At 61.5% G+C, this 15,665-nt stretch carries 14 protein-coding genes and 5 tRNA genes; 5 read left to right on the plus strand and 14 right to left on the minus strand.

Annotation, left to right across the window (positions count from 1 at the left end):
* Positions 1–187: 187 nt before the first annotated feature.
* The 13 genes from HMPREF1219_RS03445 to HMPREF1219_RS03505 form a co-directional block, all read right to left on the minus strand.
* Positions 188–721 (minus strand): hypothetical protein, encoded by a 534-nt coding sequence (locus tag HMPREF1219_RS03445; RefSeq protein ID WP_016457630.1) that lies wholly within the window; start codon positions 719–721, stop codon positions 188–190.
* Positions 718–1,842 carry a glycosyltransferase family 4 protein gene (locus HMPREF1219_RS03450; RefSeq protein ID WP_016457631.1) on the minus strand — a complete coding sequence of 375 codons (1,125 nt, stop codon included), beginning with the start codon at positions 1,840–1,842 and terminating at the stop codon, positions 718–720. Before HMPREF1219_RS03450 ends, HMPREF1219_RS03445 begins: the two co-directional genes overlap by 4 nt.
* 211 nt (positions 1,843–2,053) lie before the next feature.
* The gene (locus HMPREF1219_RS03455; protein WP_425387085.1) at positions 2,054–2,890 is read right to left on the minus strand and encodes a phosphatidylinositol mannoside acyltransferase; all 837 of its coding nucleotides are present in this window, start codon (positions 2,888–2,890) and stop codon (positions 2,054–2,056) included.
* Between the two features lie 185 nt (positions 2,891–3,075).
* Entirely contained in the window at positions 3,076–3,711 is a 636-nt protein-coding gene (gene pgsA / locus HMPREF1219_RS03460; protein WP_016457633.1) for a phosphatidylinositol phosphate synthase, read from the minus strand.
* 3 nt (positions 3,712–3,714) lie between these two features.
* Positions 3,715–4,278: an HIT family protein gene (locus tag HMPREF1219_RS03465; protein WP_016457634.1), complete on the minus strand. Its 564-nt coding sequence runs from the start codon at positions 4,276–4,278 to the stop codon at positions 3,715–3,717.
* Positions 4,265–6,250 carry a threonine--tRNA ligase gene (gene thrS / locus HMPREF1219_RS03470; RefSeq protein ID WP_425387090.1) on the minus strand — a complete coding sequence of 662 codons (1,986 nt, stop codon included), beginning with the start codon at positions 6,248–6,250 and terminating at the stop codon, positions 4,265–4,267. Before thrS ends, HMPREF1219_RS03465 begins: the two co-directional genes overlap by 14 nt.
* Positions 6,251–6,838: 588 nt before the next feature.
* Positions 6,839–8,104, minus strand: coding sequence for a Dyp-type peroxidase (locus tag HMPREF1219_RS03475; RefSeq protein WP_016457636.1), 1,266 nt, complete (start codon positions 8,102–8,104; stop codon positions 6,839–6,841).
* Between the two features lie 64 nt (positions 8,105–8,168).
* On the minus strand, positions 8,169–8,801 hold the full coding sequence (locus HMPREF1219_RS03480; protein ID WP_016457637.1) for a copper chaperone PCu(A)C: 633 nt from the start codon (positions 8,799–8,801) through the stop codon (positions 8,169–8,171).
* A 120-nt stretch (positions 8,802–8,921) separates the two neighbouring features.
* A complete protein-coding gene (locus HMPREF1219_RS03485; protein ID WP_245554387.1) occupies positions 8,922–9,470 on the minus strand; it encodes a copper resistance CopC family protein in 549 nt (182 codons plus the stop codon).
* Positions 9,471–9,918: 448 nt separating this feature from the next.
* Positions 9,919–9,992 (minus strand) — tRNA-Cys (locus HMPREF1219_RS03490).
* 54 nt (positions 9,993–10,046) lie between these two features.
* Positions 10,047–10,122: transfer RNA gene (locus HMPREF1219_RS03495), tRNA-Gly, on the minus strand.
* A gap of 19 nt (positions 10,123–10,141) precedes the next feature.
* Positions 10,142–10,213, minus strand: a tRNA-Val gene (locus HMPREF1219_RS03500).
* 24 nt (positions 10,214–10,237) lie between these two features.
* A tRNA-Gly gene (locus HMPREF1219_RS03505) sits at positions 10,238–10,310 on the minus strand.
* Between the two features lie 412 nt (positions 10,311–10,722).
* Here HMPREF1219_RS03505 and HMPREF1219_RS03510 point away from each other — a divergent pair.
* The 3 genes from HMPREF1219_RS03510 (at position 10,723) to msrB (ending at position 12,797) form a co-directional block, all read left to right on the plus strand.
* Positions 10,723–10,794, plus strand: a tRNA-Val gene (locus tag HMPREF1219_RS03510).
* 436 nt (positions 10,795–11,230) lie between these two features.
* On the plus strand, positions 11,231–12,373 hold the full coding sequence (locus HMPREF1219_RS03515) for a glycosyltransferase family 87 protein (protein WP_016457639.1): 1,143 nt from the start codon (positions 11,231–11,233) through the stop codon (positions 12,371–12,373).
* A gap of 10 nt (positions 12,374–12,383) precedes the next feature.
* Complete coding sequence (msrB, locus tag HMPREF1219_RS03520; protein WP_016457640.1) at positions 12,384–12,797, plus strand: peptide-methionine (R)-S-oxide reductase MsrB; 414 nt, start codon at positions 12,384–12,386, stop codon at positions 12,795–12,797.
* 68 nt (positions 12,798–12,865) lie between these two features.
* Here msrB and hemQ read toward each other — a convergent pair whose 3' ends face one another.
* Complete coding sequence (gene hemQ, locus HMPREF1219_RS03525) at positions 12,866–13,573, minus strand: hydrogen peroxide-dependent heme synthase (protein WP_016457641.1); 708 nt, start codon at positions 13,571–13,573, stop codon at positions 12,866–12,868.
* 152 nt (positions 13,574–13,725) lie between these two features.
* Here hemQ and HMPREF1219_RS03530 point away from each other — a divergent pair, with 152 nt between their 5' ends.
* The gene (locus HMPREF1219_RS03530; RefSeq protein WP_051120507.1) at positions 13,726–14,334 is read left to right on the plus strand and encodes a DUF3000 domain-containing protein; all 609 of its coding nucleotides are present in this window, start codon (positions 13,726–13,728) and stop codon (positions 14,332–14,334) included.
* Between the two features lie 100 nt (positions 14,335–14,434).
* Positions 14,435–15,592, plus strand: a complete 1,158-nt coding sequence (locus HMPREF1219_RS03535) for an HRDC domain-containing protein (protein WP_016457643.1) — start codon at positions 14,435–14,437, stop codon at positions 15,590–15,592.
* The last annotated feature ends 73 nt before the right edge of the window (positions 15,593–15,665 follow it).

Consider the following 15,665-nt stretch of genomic DNA (forward strand, 5'->3'; position numbering starts at 1 on the left):
GTTCACCACTAGTTCGCAGTTCACAAAAGTGGGTGACGTAGCTCCACATGCGTTGCTACCCCCAAGGCAAGCCATGCGACCAGCAAGGTCTGCTGGTATCTCCCATTGCACTTGGAACTGCGTGGGGCCTGCGTACGGATTCTGCTTGGCAACGAAGATAACCGCGTCTGAGCGAGACGAGGTGCGCCTAGTAGTAGCTGGGCTGAGGGGCGTTTCCGGCGAGACGAAAGAACGTCACTAGCGGACGACGACGTAGGTGACGCACATCGGAGACCGCCTGATTGTAGAAGCGGGCGGCGAGGTGAACACGCACGCTCGCATCGGCGAGGGCAGCGGTACCCGCATCGAACTCATCCGTTCTCGCCTGAACATCGCCCTGGTTACTAGGTGTGACTTGCAATCGAGCGGGCTCAGAGACGGCAGCAACCATCTCCCCGTCGCCCGGGAAACCGACGGCGTCGAGCAGGGCCTGTTCGGCCTCGCGTCGGGCGTCAAAATTCTCGTAGCTCAACTCGATTTCCTCTGCGGCACGCGCAGCATCCGCGACCGCGGGGTGGAGGGCTGCCAGAACGGCTGCGCGACGGTTAAGCGCGCTTTCCAGGGAATAGCGTGCCCGGTCCATGCGAATATGCAGGCGGTTGAGGCGCTGCGCGGTGAAGTAGCACCACGCCACAACAAAAGCGAGTGCCACACCAACCAGGAGGTAGATAGTTTCCGTCATCGGCGTGCCTCTCCCTTTCTCCTCCATGCTCGCCGCTTCGGTGGCGTGGAGCACGTGACCTTGGTGCCGTCTGCAACGGTCTCGTAGACCTGGAGCACCTGCCGGGCGACAACGGACCAATCGTAGCGACTAGCCCGGGCTTTCCCGGCCTGCCTAAGGCGATCGCGTAAGGGCGCATCATCAAGGAGCCTGTGCAGCTGGGTGGCTAGGTCGGCACTGTTGCCGTTGGCAAAGGTCAGCCCCGCATCGCCGAGCACCGCAGGGAATGCCGGGATATCCGAGGCGACGACCGCGCAGCCGGCCGCCATGGCCTCCACGAGGATAATCCCGAAGCTTTCGCCCCCGGTGTTGGGTGCCACAAAGATATCCGCCTGGCCCAGGAGCCGTGCCTTTTCTTCGTCGGTGACGCGACCGTGGTACGTCACCCGGGAGGTAGATGGGCGGGGATGTCCCGAGCCCATGACATCGACGTGGTAGTCGCAGTTGAGTTGCTGGAGCGCTCCCAACAAAATATCGAGTCCTTTGCGTGGCTCGTCCAGCCTTCCGACGAAGGCGATTCTGCGTGGCACGGTGTCTTCCGCATAGGGGCTAAATGCCCTCACGTGGATCCCGTTGGGGATGGCCACAGGGTCACCGCCTAGTTGACGAACCTGCCATTGCCTGGCTGTGTCAGACACCGCAATGCCGCCGCCAATCTTTTCCAGAAGCGGTGTGAGAAACGTTGCGTATGCCGCCTTGAGCAGGAGCGACCGTTCGGCCGAGGCGTGGTAGGTGGCCACGATTGGCCCCTCGGCGAGCCGCAGAGCCTCCATGGAATAGCTTGGCGAGTTGGGTTCATGAATATGAAGCACGTCAAACGAGCCGTCGGTGATGAACGCTCGCGTTTTTGCTGAGACCGTGGGGCCGAGGGCGATGCGCGCGACCGACCCGTTGTAGCGCACCCCGATGGATCTGCCGCCCCGGTCAACAAAGCGCGGAATTCCGGGGGTGGAGGCCGAACAGGGCCCGAGTACTCGCACGTAATGGCCTGCATCGATGAGCGTGTGTGCCAGCTCCAGGACATGGTTTTGGACTCCTCCGGGTTCATCAAAGGAGTAAGGGCACACAATTCCGACACGCATGATTGCACTAACTGTACTCACAACCACCGTGACGAGCGAGGAAACCTGGGGGAAAGGGCGTCGACAAGCGGAAAGGTGCTCACTTTCGTGAGCACGGGCTAACGGTGACCAACGCCTAACGGAAGCACGAAACATCGGAGAACACGGAGCAACGGTCAGCTCAGAACAACGGTGAGCACGGGCTAACGGCAACGGACGCGGGGCACGCACGCTAGCGTGCGCGGTCGGCCACCCACACCGGCTGGAGCATGTGCCAATCCGTGGGGTGGGCGGCGATGGTGTGCTCAAACTCGCGGGCGATGCGTTGCGTCGTCTCCTCCACCGTGGTCACCTCGATGGCTGGGCGCAGCTGCAGGCCCCAGCCCGCCTCGGTGAAGTACACATCCGCCACGTGAAGTGGCACGCCCGCGCGGGCGGCGAGGACGGCGGGGCCGGCGGGAAACGTCGCCTCCTCGCCAAAGAAGTCAACGCTTATCCCCCGGCCCTTGAGGTCGCGCTCCCCCATCATCGCGACCACATGGCCGCCGCGGACGTCCGCCTCAAGCTGCGGCAGTGGGTGGCAATCGTGGGGGTACACGGTGAATCCTAGCGCCTCTCGGTAGCCAACAAACGCCTTGTAGAGCTCCTCGGGACGGAGGTGCTCGGCGACGGTGGAGAGCCCTGACACCTCGCGGACGAGGGCCACACCGGCGAGGTCCCAGTTGCCGCTGTGCGTGAGCGTAATGACGGCACCGCTGGAACGATCGAGGTGCTCCAGTCCCTCGATGGCAAGGTGATCCGGGACGATGGTGGTGAGTGCGAACGCCTCGTACCAGTAGCGCGCGTAGGAGTCGAGGCTGGCGCGGATCTCGCCGCCCGTCGGCGGCCTGCCCAACACGCGGGTGAGGTTGCGCTCGAGCTGCGTCGGCCACCCAGCGTAGCCCGCGCCCGCACGGAAAAGCCGCCTCCCCACGCGTTCCGGCAGTGCGGAGACCACCATCCACCCGGTGACATAGCCGGCGGCAACCCACTGCCGGCGGCGCAGGAGACGGACTAACAGCGAACCCAAGGAGCTTTGCACGCCTTTCACGCTAGCAGGCGCCTCTCTTACTAAGGGCGCAGAGCCGCGAGGGACGCACGGGCGAAAAGAACGCGCTTGGAACCGGGAAGAGCCGTGGCCGGGATCTAACGGGTCCGAGCGCAAAAACAACGCCGGAACCACAAGGTTCCGGCGTTATAAAAAGGGCTGGCGAGTTACGCTCCCGCGGGCGGGGCGCTGAGCTCCTTGGCCAGCGGGTCGCGGGAGGCCATGACGAGCCGCTGGATGACCGTCCACACGGAGCCCACCGCGAGCAGCCACATGGCCACGTCGAAGCCGCCGGACACGCCGAAGCCTGCCAGCGCGATGCCCACGTAGGCGATGATGAGTCGCTCGGGGCGCTCGACTAGGCCACCGACTATGGTGAAGCCGCTGGCCTCGCCGCGGGCCTTGACGTAGCTTGTGACCTGGCTACCCACCAGCGCCACAAACGTCGCCGCGATGGTCGCCCGGCCGGTGCCTGCCACAAACACCTCCCACCAGATGATGGCGGAGAACAGCGCACCATCGGTGACCCTGTCACACGAGGCGTCAAGGGTGGACCCGAACCGGGTTCCCCCGCCGCTGAGCCGGGCCATCGTGCCGTCGATCATGTCGAAGGCGGAGAACAGCCCGGATAGGACGACGGCTGCCACGAGGTGCCCCGTGGGGATGAGCACCACGGCGGCAAGAATGGTACACACGGCACCGACGGAGGTGACCACGTTGGGGGTGAGCCCCACGCGGAGCGCCGCCTTTGCCACGGGCTCCACCACCACTTTCGTAGGCTTTCGCCCATGTACGCTGAGCACCTGCTACTCCTTCCCTACCACTACGTGGCCCGGCGCCCACTCCGCGTCGTTCCACACCTTAGCCAAAAGGTCCCTTGTCTGCTGCAGAGTTTGTGGCAGTACCTTGGTGGCGTCGATGATCGTCATGAAGTTGGAGTCGCCCGACCAGCGGGGAACAATGTGGAGGTGGAGGTGCTCGCCCACGGACCCGCCGGAGGCGCGCCCGAGGTTGAAGCCCACGTTCATGGCATCCGGGGAGCTCACTTCCTTAATCACCCTGACGGCAACGCGCGCCCACTCCATGAGCTCGCCGAACTCGTCGTCGGTGAGGTCCTCGAGGTTCGCCACCTTGCGGTAGGGCACCACGAGGAGGTGGCCGGCGTTGTAGGGGAACTTGTTCATCACCGCGTAGCATGTGGTGCCACGGGCGACGATGAGCCCCTCCCGATCCTCGAGCTTGGGGATCTCCAGGAACGGGTCGGCTACCTTCTTGCGCTCATCGCTGACAATGTAGCTCTGCCTGTAAGGCGCCCACAGGCGCTCCAGCCGATCAGTGCGCTCCGGCTTTTCACTCTTAGGCGAGTTCAAAGCTGTCCTTACTCGGCTGCTCGTTGTTGCGGGAACGCACCCAGGAGACGATGGTCTCCACGGCCTTCTCCACCGGCACGCCGTTGACCTGGGAGCCGTCGAGGAACCGGAAGCTCACGGCTCCGGCCTCCTTGTCCCGGGCACCGGCGAGAAGCATGAACGGAACCTTGCGGGTGGTGTGGTTACGGATCTTCTTCTGCATCCGGTCGTCCGAGGTGTCCACCTCCGCACGGATCCCCTGCTTCCCAAGCTTTTCGACGACCTCCTCAAGGTAGCCGTTGAACTCGTCGGCCACCGGGATGCCCACCACCTGGTGTGGGGCGAGCCAAGCCGGGAAGGCACCGGCGTAGTGCTCCAGCAGCACGCCGAAGAACCGCTCGATGGAGCCGAACAGGGCGCGGTGGATCATGATCGGGCGACGCTTAGAGCCATCCGATGCCGTGTACTCCAGCTCGAAGCGCTCCGGCAGGTTGAAGTCTAGCTGCACGGTGGACATCTGCCACGTACGGCCGATGGCGTCGCGGGCCTGGACGGAGATCTTCGGGCCGTAGAACGCGGCGCCCGCCGGGTCCGGAACGAGCTCGAGGCCGGAGGCCTTGGCTACGCGCTCGAGGATCGCCGTTGACTTCTCCCAGATCTCGTCGGAGCCGACGAACTTGTTCGGGTCCTTGGTGGAAAGCTCGAGGTAGAAATCGTTGAGGCCGTAATCCTTGAGCAGGCTCAGGATGAAGTTCAACACGCCGGTGAGCTCGTCTTCGAGCTGCTCCTCCGTGCAGTAGATGTGGGCATCATCCTGGGTGAAGCCGCGGGCACGCGTGAGTCCGTGCACCACACCGGACTTTTCGTAGCGATAGACGGTGCCAAACTCAAACAGGCGCAGAGGCAGCTCGCGGTACGAGCGCCCCCTCGATGCGTAGATGAGGTTGTGCATCGGGCAGTTCATCGGCTTGGCGTAGTAATCCTGCGGCTGCTTGATGCAGTTGCCTTCCGCGTCGTACTCGCCGTCGAGCTGCATGGGCGGGAACATGCCGTCCGCGTAGAAATCGAGGTGGCCTGACTTCTTAAACAGGTCGCCCTTGGTCAAGTGTGGAGTGTTGACAAACGAGTAGCCGTGCTCGAGGTGCTTGCGGCGGGAGTGCTCCTCCATCTCCAGGCGGACGATACCGCCGTCCGGGTGAAACACCGGGAAACCGGAGCCGATCTCATCCGGGAAGCTGAACAGGTCCAGCTCCTGGCCCAGGCGACGGTGGTCGCGCTTCTCGGCCTCGGCCATCATCGTCAGGTACTCATCGAGGGCTTCCTTGGATTCCCACGCGGTACCGTAGATGCGCTGCATGCCGTCGCGGGACTGATCGCCCTTCCAGTACGCGGCGGAGGAACGCAGCAGCTTGAACGCCGGGATGTAGCGGGTGGTAGGGACGTGAGCCGGGCCGCGGCACAGGTCAAACCATTCGGTTTCGTTGGTGCGCGGGTTAACGTTGCGGTAGCCGGTGAGCTCGCCGTGGGCATCCACGTCGGCGGCCTCGTCAAGCACGGTGCCCTTGGACTTGTCCTCGATGAGCTCAAGCTTGTACGGCTCGTCGGCCATCGCGTCGCGGGCCTGACCGAGGGACTCCCAGGCGAAGCGCTCGAAGCGCTGGCCGGTCTTGATGATCTTCTTCATCCGCTTTTCGATCTTGATGAGATCTTCGGGCGTGAAGGAGTGGTCGGTGCCGAAATCGTAGTAGAAGCCGTTGTCCACGGCCGGCCCGATACCCAGCTTGGTTCCGGGGAACTCAGCCTGCACAGCCTGCGCCATGACGTGGGTGGCGGAGTGCCGGATCACCCCACGTCCTTCCTCAGAAGCCGCGATCACGGTGGACATAGTCTCGTCCGCCTCTGGGACGTAAGACAGGTCCTTGAGATCTCCGGCCGCGGTCTTGACGCAAACGACGGCGTCAGGTCCCTTGGACGGGAGATCCAGCTCGCGCATTGCCTTCCCGGCGGGCACGCCGGCAGGCACCAAAAATTCAGTCACAGTGGATTCCACTCCTCATGTTGGGGGTGCCTACCGACATACCTGGCCGGCCCGGCACCCGCATTGTCAAAATCTCTGCCTCCTCTTGGGAGGCTGCCCACCGGCAGGACGCGTACTTCACCTCGCTAGCCGAGGGCACCGGTAACGGTAGGTGCCAGCTCGCGGGGCCCGCAGCCAAACGTTGGGCTGTTGTCATCGTACTACCACCTCCCCCACGGCGCGGAACACGCGCCTGGTCAGTGCCCGGGAATACACGCCGGCTCCCCTTGTATTCCCCCTAAAAACGACCTCACCCGGAGCACGAAGCTCATCCCCGCGACGCTCCGGCTAGCGCGGGCGTTGGGTGCCTCCTTTGTGCGCACCCACATGTGCACGCCCGCGTTGGTGCAGGTTTGCGCTAACGAGCGATGGAGCCGCGTCCGGGCCCACATGAAAAACCACCAACACCAATCTTCGTTGATGCTGGTGGCTTGTTCCAAGCGTCGCACAGGCAGTGGCACTGGCGGTGGCGCGGCTGGCGTCACCGCCCTGATACGCGCCGCGCTAAGACTCGAGTAGCCCCTGGGCCCAGTACTTATCGCGACCCTCGCCCACACCCGGCGGGCAGAAGTACACGGACGAGCCGATATGGGTGATCCACTGGTTCAACCGGTCGGCCTCGTTGAGGCGCTTCTGGATGGCGGTGAACTGCTCCTCGGGGTTCTTTTGGAAGCAGATGAAAATGAGCCCGGAGTTGGAGTGATCCACATCGCCGGGAACCGGCGGGAGATCGTAGTTGTACGCACGCCTCCGCAGCTTCTGATGCGGTAGATCGTCCGGGTTCACGGCGCGAGCCATGTGGCTCATCGGATCTATGACCGGAAGGCCGATCTCGTCGGTTTTCTTGTAATCCGCGGGGGTGAACTCGTCGCCACCGGAAAGCGGTGCGCCCTCGCCCATGGTGCGGCCGAAGACCATCTCGCGAGACATGCGGTCGAGCTTCTCCCACTCATCCATGTCATAGGAAATGCGTCGCACAACCAGGCACGTACCGTTTCGGGACCACTCGGGCCCCTCATCGATCCACACCTGATCGTTGTACTCCTCGTCGGAGGACGGGTTGACCGTTCCGTCCTTGAAACCGAACAGGTTGCGCCCAGTAGCACCCTTCTCCACGCTTCCCACGGCATGGAGGAAGCCATGCTGCAGCCACTTGGCCTCCGCGTACCTCACCGAGGAGCGGATGAAGTGACGAGTCGCGTGAGCCAAGGTAATGGGATCATCGGTGCAGATCTGCAGGCAGATATCCGTCTGCCCCCACTGATCTTCCAGCTTGTCCTTGTCGAACTTGTCAATCGGGTGGAGCCAGCCCGGCTTGCGGTCCGTGAGGCCGAGCTTGTCAAAGAATGGCTCGCCCACGCCACACGTAATGGTGAGGTTTGCCGGAGTCCAGGCAAGTTCGGGCTCCAGGTCACCCACGGGTGTCTCACCCTGGGCGAGCTTGTGGGCATCCTCCGTCCACAGGCGCATGAGTCGCTTGGCCGCGTCAAGATCAACATCGCGATACAGGTTAAAGCCAATGAGGTTGGCAAATGCCTGCGGTGGGGTGGAAATCCCGGCTTGGTGGTCGCCTTCGAACTCGATTTCCGCCTTCTTCAGCGGCATATCCGAGTCCGGGCTATCACCCGTGATTATCTGTTCACCTTTATCCTTTTTGTCGTCTTTGTCCTTAGCAAAAGCCGGTGCAGCAAAAGCCGACCCGGCTAGCGCCGTCGAACCGACAAGAAATCCGCGACGGCTCACCGAACTACGAGCGTTCTCATGCGCCATTGTGACGAAGTCCCTCCTTAAACGCGGCGCGCCGCGAGCGGCGCGCCCAGTGATCTATGTGTTTTTACTTGCTCGGAGCTTCGGACATGGAGGACATATCGTGATCCATGTTCATGTCCTTCATTCCGTTATCTCCCTGAACCTGGCCATCCGGGCCGTAGTTCTCAATGCCGGACTGGATGTCGCGCACCGGGATGTCCTTGAACTCGTAGGAGTTGCCGTCCGCATCCTCGAAGGTCACGTCGATGGCATCGCCAGCGGCAACCTCGGGGGTATAACCCATGAGCATGGCGTGGGCGCCACCCGGAGCCATCTCAAAGGAGCCACCCGCGGGAACGGTGAACCCGTCAGCCATCTCCACCATCGTGGTGCCCTGCATCTCGTGCAGCTGCCACATCTTGGCATCCAGCGACCCAGACACCTTGACAATGTGGATGTCCTTGTCGGTGGTGTTTTCAAAGGTGCCGAAGATACCGGTCATGTCCTTGCCTTCTGGCTTTGCCTTCACAAAAGCATTCTCCAAGGTCAGCGCCTCCGCGGACTTCTCCTTAGTGGAGGAGCTCTCAGCAGCCGCACTCGTTGCGGTGGCCGCAGTCTCGGATGCCGTGGAGCTCGCGCTCTCGCTGCTGGAGGAGCAGCCGGTGAGAGCAAGCGCGCTCGCCATAGCGACAGCAACGAGGGAGACCTGAATTTTCATTTATTTAATCCTTTCACCAAAAGGCTGACACAGATACGCATCTACGTGGTGTAACGAACCGGTTGTTTCGGTGTCTACCGCCTACGAAGGCGGACGGGACAGCGTTTCCCTTTTCCCCCGCTACTTCCTGGTGAGCAGGAGCCCTGCTCCACTGATGGCAGCGAGGAGAACGACAGCGCCGGCGATCCACACCCACACGGGTACCCCACCACTTTCCTCAGCAACCTGTTGCTGAGCTTGCTGCGAGCCCTCAGCTGTGGCCGATTGCGCGGCCTGAGGGTCACCAACACTAAAGGTGGTTTTCCCGCGTGTGGAGTGTCCATCCGAGGACGTAATTTGGAAGCCCACAATGTAGTTTCCAGGACCAGGGTTTATATCCTCGGGGATGTTGATGGAGACGAATTGTTTATCCAGTTCCGGCTGGCCGGTGAACAGGATTTCCTTCGTATCCGCATTGGAAATCGCAAGCGTGTTGAAGTTTGGCTTCGGAATTCCGGAGAACTCCAGCACAACCCTGTGCGGAAACTCCTCTACAACCGACTTATCCTCCGGAGTTGCACGCATGACAACGTCATGGGCTGCAGCCAGAGGTGCCAGCCCGGCCAACATGAGCGGAGCCGCAATGAGTGCTGCCCCTATCCGAACGCCGGGTGCCGTGTGCGAAGCCACGTAAGTGCACATCCTTTCTACAAGCTGGATCCACCCGCTCTGGTGAGAGGGCTTGAGGATCCAGTTATCTCTATTAGTCGAGCGGTTATTCGGTTTAGTTCCCATTCTCCCCAATTCGGGGTCAATAGGGTGCTTGAATTTTCATTACACTTAATTACCAATCAGGTATTAAACAATTGTACCTATGAGGCACCGTTCGTTTGGTCATTACCACCATCGTCAGCCTAAGGTTAAAGCCCCCCACTATCAAGTTAGGCAACCTTAAACATTAAGCATATAAACGTATTGCCATCCTTACGGCTCCGCCTCCAGGCACGCGCCCACGAGGCAGCGCTCCATCGAGAATCTCGCCCACCCCACCAACCGCAGCCCACCGTGCCGCGCCACCGCTCCCCCAAAGCTTGGCAGCAGACGAAAAAGAGGCTCACCGCAGTGCGGGAGCCTCTCATGGAGGTGGAAACGGGAATCGAACCCGTGTGCACGGTTTTGCAGACCGTTGCCTCACCACTCGGCCATTCCACCAAGTCATTTCCTATTGTAAATGACGAGCCCCAGCTCAATTATGAGGTGGGGCCTTGGAGCGGATGACGAGATTCGAACTCGCGACCCTCACCTTGGCAAGGTGATGCGCTACCAACTGCGCTACATCCGCAAAGAGCTAATGCTCTCAGTGCACGATACTGGGATTGAACCAGTGACCTCTTCCGTGTCAGGGAAGCGCTCTCCCGCTGAGCTAATCGCGCGAAACGTGAAAACAAGTTTCACCGAGCGGATGACGAGATTCGAACTCGCGACCCTCACCTTGGCAAGGTGATGCGCTACCAACTGCGCTACATCCGCATTTCGCTACTCACAGCTTGTTGCTGTGCGTTGCTTGCTCCCAAAACAATAGCGGGAACTTGAAGCTGTTACAAATCACCAGTTCACAGCCATATCTTCACACGCGTTTTGAATGACACCCCTGGCATTCACATGCACGCTAACGCGAGGATTCTCTCGCAGTGACCGTCGCACCAACGCACTGCCGTGCGATGCCACCACGGGAGAGGTGCCGAACGCTTCCATATGCAAGCCGTTGTGGCCGCCTCCCCAGTAGACCACGTCCATCCCTGGCGGTCACAACCACGCCCACCGCAGTAACCACTAGCGCTGCCACCGCGCCGCCGCCTTCACCGTCCCACACCCGTCATATATCGGGATTGACCAGGCGATTAGCCAATCCGGTGGGAGCCGTGTAACCTTTTCATTCGTCGGTCCCATGGCTCAGTGGAAGAGCGTTCCGTTCACACCGGAAAGGTCGCTGGTTCGATCCCAGCTGGGACCACGTTAGCCCGCTTATGCGGGCTTTTTCTTTATCTCCTCCCGTGGGTTACGTCAGGGTTTTTCTCACCCAACGCCCACGTTGGTGCGGGCCGGGCGTTCACGTTTCCATCGGACATTCTCGCCGCTTACTGCATGCAAAGCAACAGATATCTAAGCTGCCGCTCCCCTCTCCTTTTCCATCGGCCCTCAGAACCGACTCTATCAGGGATGTTGCTCGTACCGTTCTGCTTGGTAGCCACGCCCGTTCGCGCGGTGTGGGACTTGGTGCGGCAACACGCTAAGGGAGCCGAATCCTCGCCGGGACGGGTAATTGCTAGGGTTAACACGTGTCTAGTCTCGCAGAATCGCTCAGAACCACGTGGGTGGCAGACGACCAGGGTCGGAATTCTCCCGCAGGTCCGTCGTTGAACACAGTTGCGAATTGGGTGTTGTGGCCCATGGTGGCCATGCTGCTCATCCACCGCATTGCCTTACTGTCCATCGACGGCGCCATCACTGACGATTTCACAACCGTGTACGAGGCCATCGGCAGGCTGCGTGACGGCATCCCCGTGTACAACGAGAACTACATGTACGTCGACCCCCACTACCTGTGGTCGCCCGGCGCCACCATCCTGTTGTTCCCCTTCTCCCTCGCGCCGTTGAAAATTGCGCGCCTCGGGTTCATTATCATCAACGCTCTCTCCGTTTTGGCTGCAATCGGTTGGTTCCTCAAACTCATCGGCGAGAAGCTTTCGAGCTGCTTCATCCCCCTGTTCTGCGCCGTCGCCCTCTTGACCGAGTCCGTGCGCAACACGCTCATTTTCTCCAACATCAACGGGGTGTTGCTACTCCTCCTCGTTGGGTTTTATTACTTCCTCATGCGCGGCCACACATGGTGGGCGGGCGTGTTCATCGGCTTCGCCATCGTCTTTAAGCCGATCTTCCTTCCCCTCCTCGTACTTCCCCTGGTCAAGATGAACTGGAAGACGATCGCAGCGGGATTGGGTGTGCCCCTGGCAATGAACCTCATCGCCTGGCCACTCGTGCCGGGGGCCGGAGATTACCTCACCCGGACGATGCCCTACATCTCCACCATCCGCGACTTTTCCAACTCCTCCCTGCGCGGGATGGCGCTGTGGTCCGGGGCCCCGGGTTGGCTCACAGCCGTGCTGTGGGTGGTGTTCGCCATCGTCGTCGCAGCAGGCGTCATCGCCCTGCTCGCGTTCCGGTACTCGGACCGGCTGTGGTGGATAGTCAACACCTCTACGCTGCTGTTGGCCGGTGTGTTCTTCCTTTCCTCCCTCGGACAGATGTACTACTCCATGTTCCTGTTCCCGTTCTTCATCTCCGTCATCCGCCCCCGCTCCCTGGCCCACAACCCGCTGGCCTGGTTCGCGGCCTACTTCATCTTCACCGCGGATAGTTGGAAGTCCGCAACGTTCCCCGCGGAGGGGATGTGGGTGCAGTACTTCCTCCCCACCGCCGGTTGGGCAATGCTCATCCTCGTCATCGCCGTGGGCGCCGTGGCCCGCCTGTACTACAGCAGGCCCTCCGCGCTTGTCGACGCTCCCCTGTCGTCCTCTCCCGCTCGGCTGTAGGCTCGGGGCCATGACAAACTACGAAGACTTTTCTGATTCCCAGTGGCGTGAGCGCCTCGATCCCCTCTCCTTTGCGGTGCTGCGCCGGGGAGCGACGGAGCCCGCTTTTACCGGTGAATACACGGATACGGAAACCGAGGGCGTCTACTCGTGCAAGGCGTGTGGCGCGGAACTCTTCCGCTCTCAGGAAAAGTTCCACTCCCACTGCGGCTGGCCGTCGTTCTTCTCGCCGCTCGCCGGCGACCGTGTCATCGAGCGTGAGGATCTCTCCCACGGGATGCGCCGCGTCGAAGTTCTGTGCGCTAACTGCAAGTCCCACCTCGGCCACGTTTTCCAGGGCGAGGGGTATGACACCCCCACCGATCTTCGCTACTGCATCAACTCGGTGTGCCTTACCCTGGAGCCCACCCACAAGGCTGACTAGCAGGTTCTAGCGCAACAAAGCCGCAGGCCCCCCACAGGACCTGCGGCTTACGTGATTTCCGGTGCGCACTACGGCAAAACGTTAACAATCTCGGCTACGTCGTCCACGCGACGGCCCGAATAGAACGGAATCTCCACGCGGACGTGCTCGCGGGCCTTGGTGTAGCGCATGGCGTGCATGAGCTCGTTAATCGTGCCCATGTCCGGTGCCTCAAAGGCGAGGAGCCACTCGTAGTCGCCCAGCGCGAAGGCGCTCATCGTGTTGGCAAGCACGTTGCCAAACTTGCGGCCGGCCTGGCCGTGATCGGCCAGGACCTTGCGGTGCTCGTTGGGGTCGAGCAGGTACCAATCGTAGGAACGCACGAACGGGTAGACGGTGACCCAGCGCTCGGGCTCCATCCCCATAATGAACGCGGGCAGGTGGGACTTGTTGAACTCGGCGGGGCGGTGAATGCTCGTGCCGATCCACGTGGTCTCGCTCGCCGCGCCGAGGATCGTCGTCCGCCGGAACGCGTTGTAGGCATCCTGGAGATCCTCGAGCTCCTCGGCGTGCCACCAGATCATGAAGTCGCCCTCGGCGCGCACTCCGGAGATGTTGTAGATGCCACGCACGGTGATCCCCTTGGACTTCAGACCATCGAAGAACGTGTGCAGCTCGTCAATCACCTCGGTGCGGTCGTCCGGCAACACGCCGGGAATGACATCGAAGACGAGGAACTGTGAGTATTGCTTCTTCTCATTGAGGGCCTGGAAATCAGGATGGTCGAATTTTCCCATGTAACTACCTTCCTACATCAACCATTTGAACTACTTTGGACATCATACGTGTTTGTGTGGTGTAAAGAGAACCTCGGCGTGGCTTCTACAGAATTCGGGGGTGCTTCATTACCGTGGGTTACGTGACTGACCAACAGGTATCTTCCAAGCGCATCGACGCGCTTGCTCATGTGCAAGAGGCAGAGGCAACTCAGTCCGGTATCCCCGAGGAGTTTTCCGCTGCCGTCGACTCAATGCACGCCGCGAAGCTGAGAAATGAGATTGTCCTGAGCACGATCCGCCCGCCCCAGCGCATCGCCAAATATAGTCACGCCATTGGGCTGGAAGTAGATCGCGAATCCGAGGACGCAGACCTGAGCGCGATCGATTCCGAGGGCGACGCTTTCGGGCGCCTCATTCTCCTCTACGACCCGCACTCCGAAGATACGTGGGATTCCCCCATGCGCATGGTCGCCTACATTCAGGCGGATCTGGACAGCTCGGTGGCAAGTGACCCCCTGCTCCCCGAGGTTGCCTGGGAATGGCTCAAAGAGGGGCTCGCTAACGCTCACGCCGAGTACACCAACATGGGTGGAACAGTAACCTCTACCGCATCCGTGCGCTACGGCGAGATCGGTGGCCCGCCTCGTGCCTACCAGGTGGAGCTGCGAGCCTCCTGGACCGCCACGGGTGCAGACCTCTCCTCGCACGTCGAGGGCTTCGCCCACGTGCTCAGCGCTGTTGCCGGGCTTCCCCCGGTGGGCGTCACAAGCATTGGCTAGAGCGGGGTTCGCCTCAGGCTCGAAGGCCCCCACGCCACTAAAGAACAGAACCTAAACCGCACGCGACACCGCATATTCGCTAGGAAAGAGCACTCAAGCGATGCTTCTCACAGCACCACGAGACGGTCACTATCCGTTGGTCACTACCGATTCTCGGCTGGAGGAACTCGCACACTCGTTGGATCCGCAGGAGCCCCTGGCCCTCGACACCGAACGGGCATCGGGCTTCACCTATAACGACGGCGCCTACCTCGTACAGCTCCGCCAAGAGGGCTGCGGAACCTTCCTCGTCGATGCCGCCGCCCTGCGCGACAGCATTCCAAAGATTCTTGCACCCCAGGTCAATTCCTGCCCCTGGGTACTGCATGCGGCCATCAGTGACCTCCCCTGCCTGGAGGAGCTCTCGATGCGCCCGCCGACGCTTTTTGATACGGAGGTAGCCGGTCGTTTCCTCGGTTTTGACAAGGTCAACCTCGCAGCGATGACGAACGCGATCCTGGGCATTGACCTGAAGAAGGGCCACGCTGCGGAGAACTGGTCCAAGCGTCCCATTCCCCGCTCCTGGCTCATTTATGCGGCCCTCGACGTGGAGCTCCTCGTCGAGCTCGCCGATGCCCTCACGGAACTGCTGGATCGCGACGGCAAGCTCGACTGGGCCCGCGAAGAGTTTGCCTACATCGTGGCTAACCCTCCGCATCATGAGCCCAAGTCATGGCTCGATGTCAAGGGAGTTCGACGCATGCACGGGCCACAGCTGCAAGCCGCTCGCGCGCTGTTCACCACCCGCGACTCCATCGCCCGCAAGAAGGACGTGGCGCCGGGGCGCATTCTTAACAACAAGCTTCTCAGCGAGCTCGCCTCCGTGCACCCCACCACGGCCTCAGATGCCGCCACGATCATGCGTGGTCGTTCCAACCCAAGGAAGTGGGCCTCTGTGATCCGCGCGGCGCTGGACGAGCCACGCACTTCCTGGGCACAGCTCCCACACGAGGAGGGGACCCCTTCCAAGGGTGCCTGGAAGCGCCTGTCCACACCGGCCTGGGAGGCCCTCCACGAGGCGCACGATATCCTCGATGAGATCGCCACAGACCGCAGCGTTGATCCCATTGTTTTGCTCTCCCCCGCACTGTTGCGTGACTTTATCTGGGGCCGGATCGTAGACGGAGACGAGACGGGTGCCGAGCAGAAATTGCTCGAGCTCGGCGCAAGGCACTGGCAGGTCGAGCTTGTCGCTTCGCCGCTGGAGGAAATCCTCTAAAGTCTGTCTTCCACGCCGGGAAGGCCGAGCCATACCGCCAAAAATCAACGGGCCCTCACGGGCCCCTCCCGTT

It is taken from the genome of Corynebacterium pyruviciproducens ATCC BAA-1742, from assembly GCF_000411375.1.
GTDB classification, from domain to species: Bacteria; Actinomycetota; Actinomycetes; order Mycobacteriales; family Mycobacteriaceae; genus Corynebacterium; species Corynebacterium pyruviciproducens.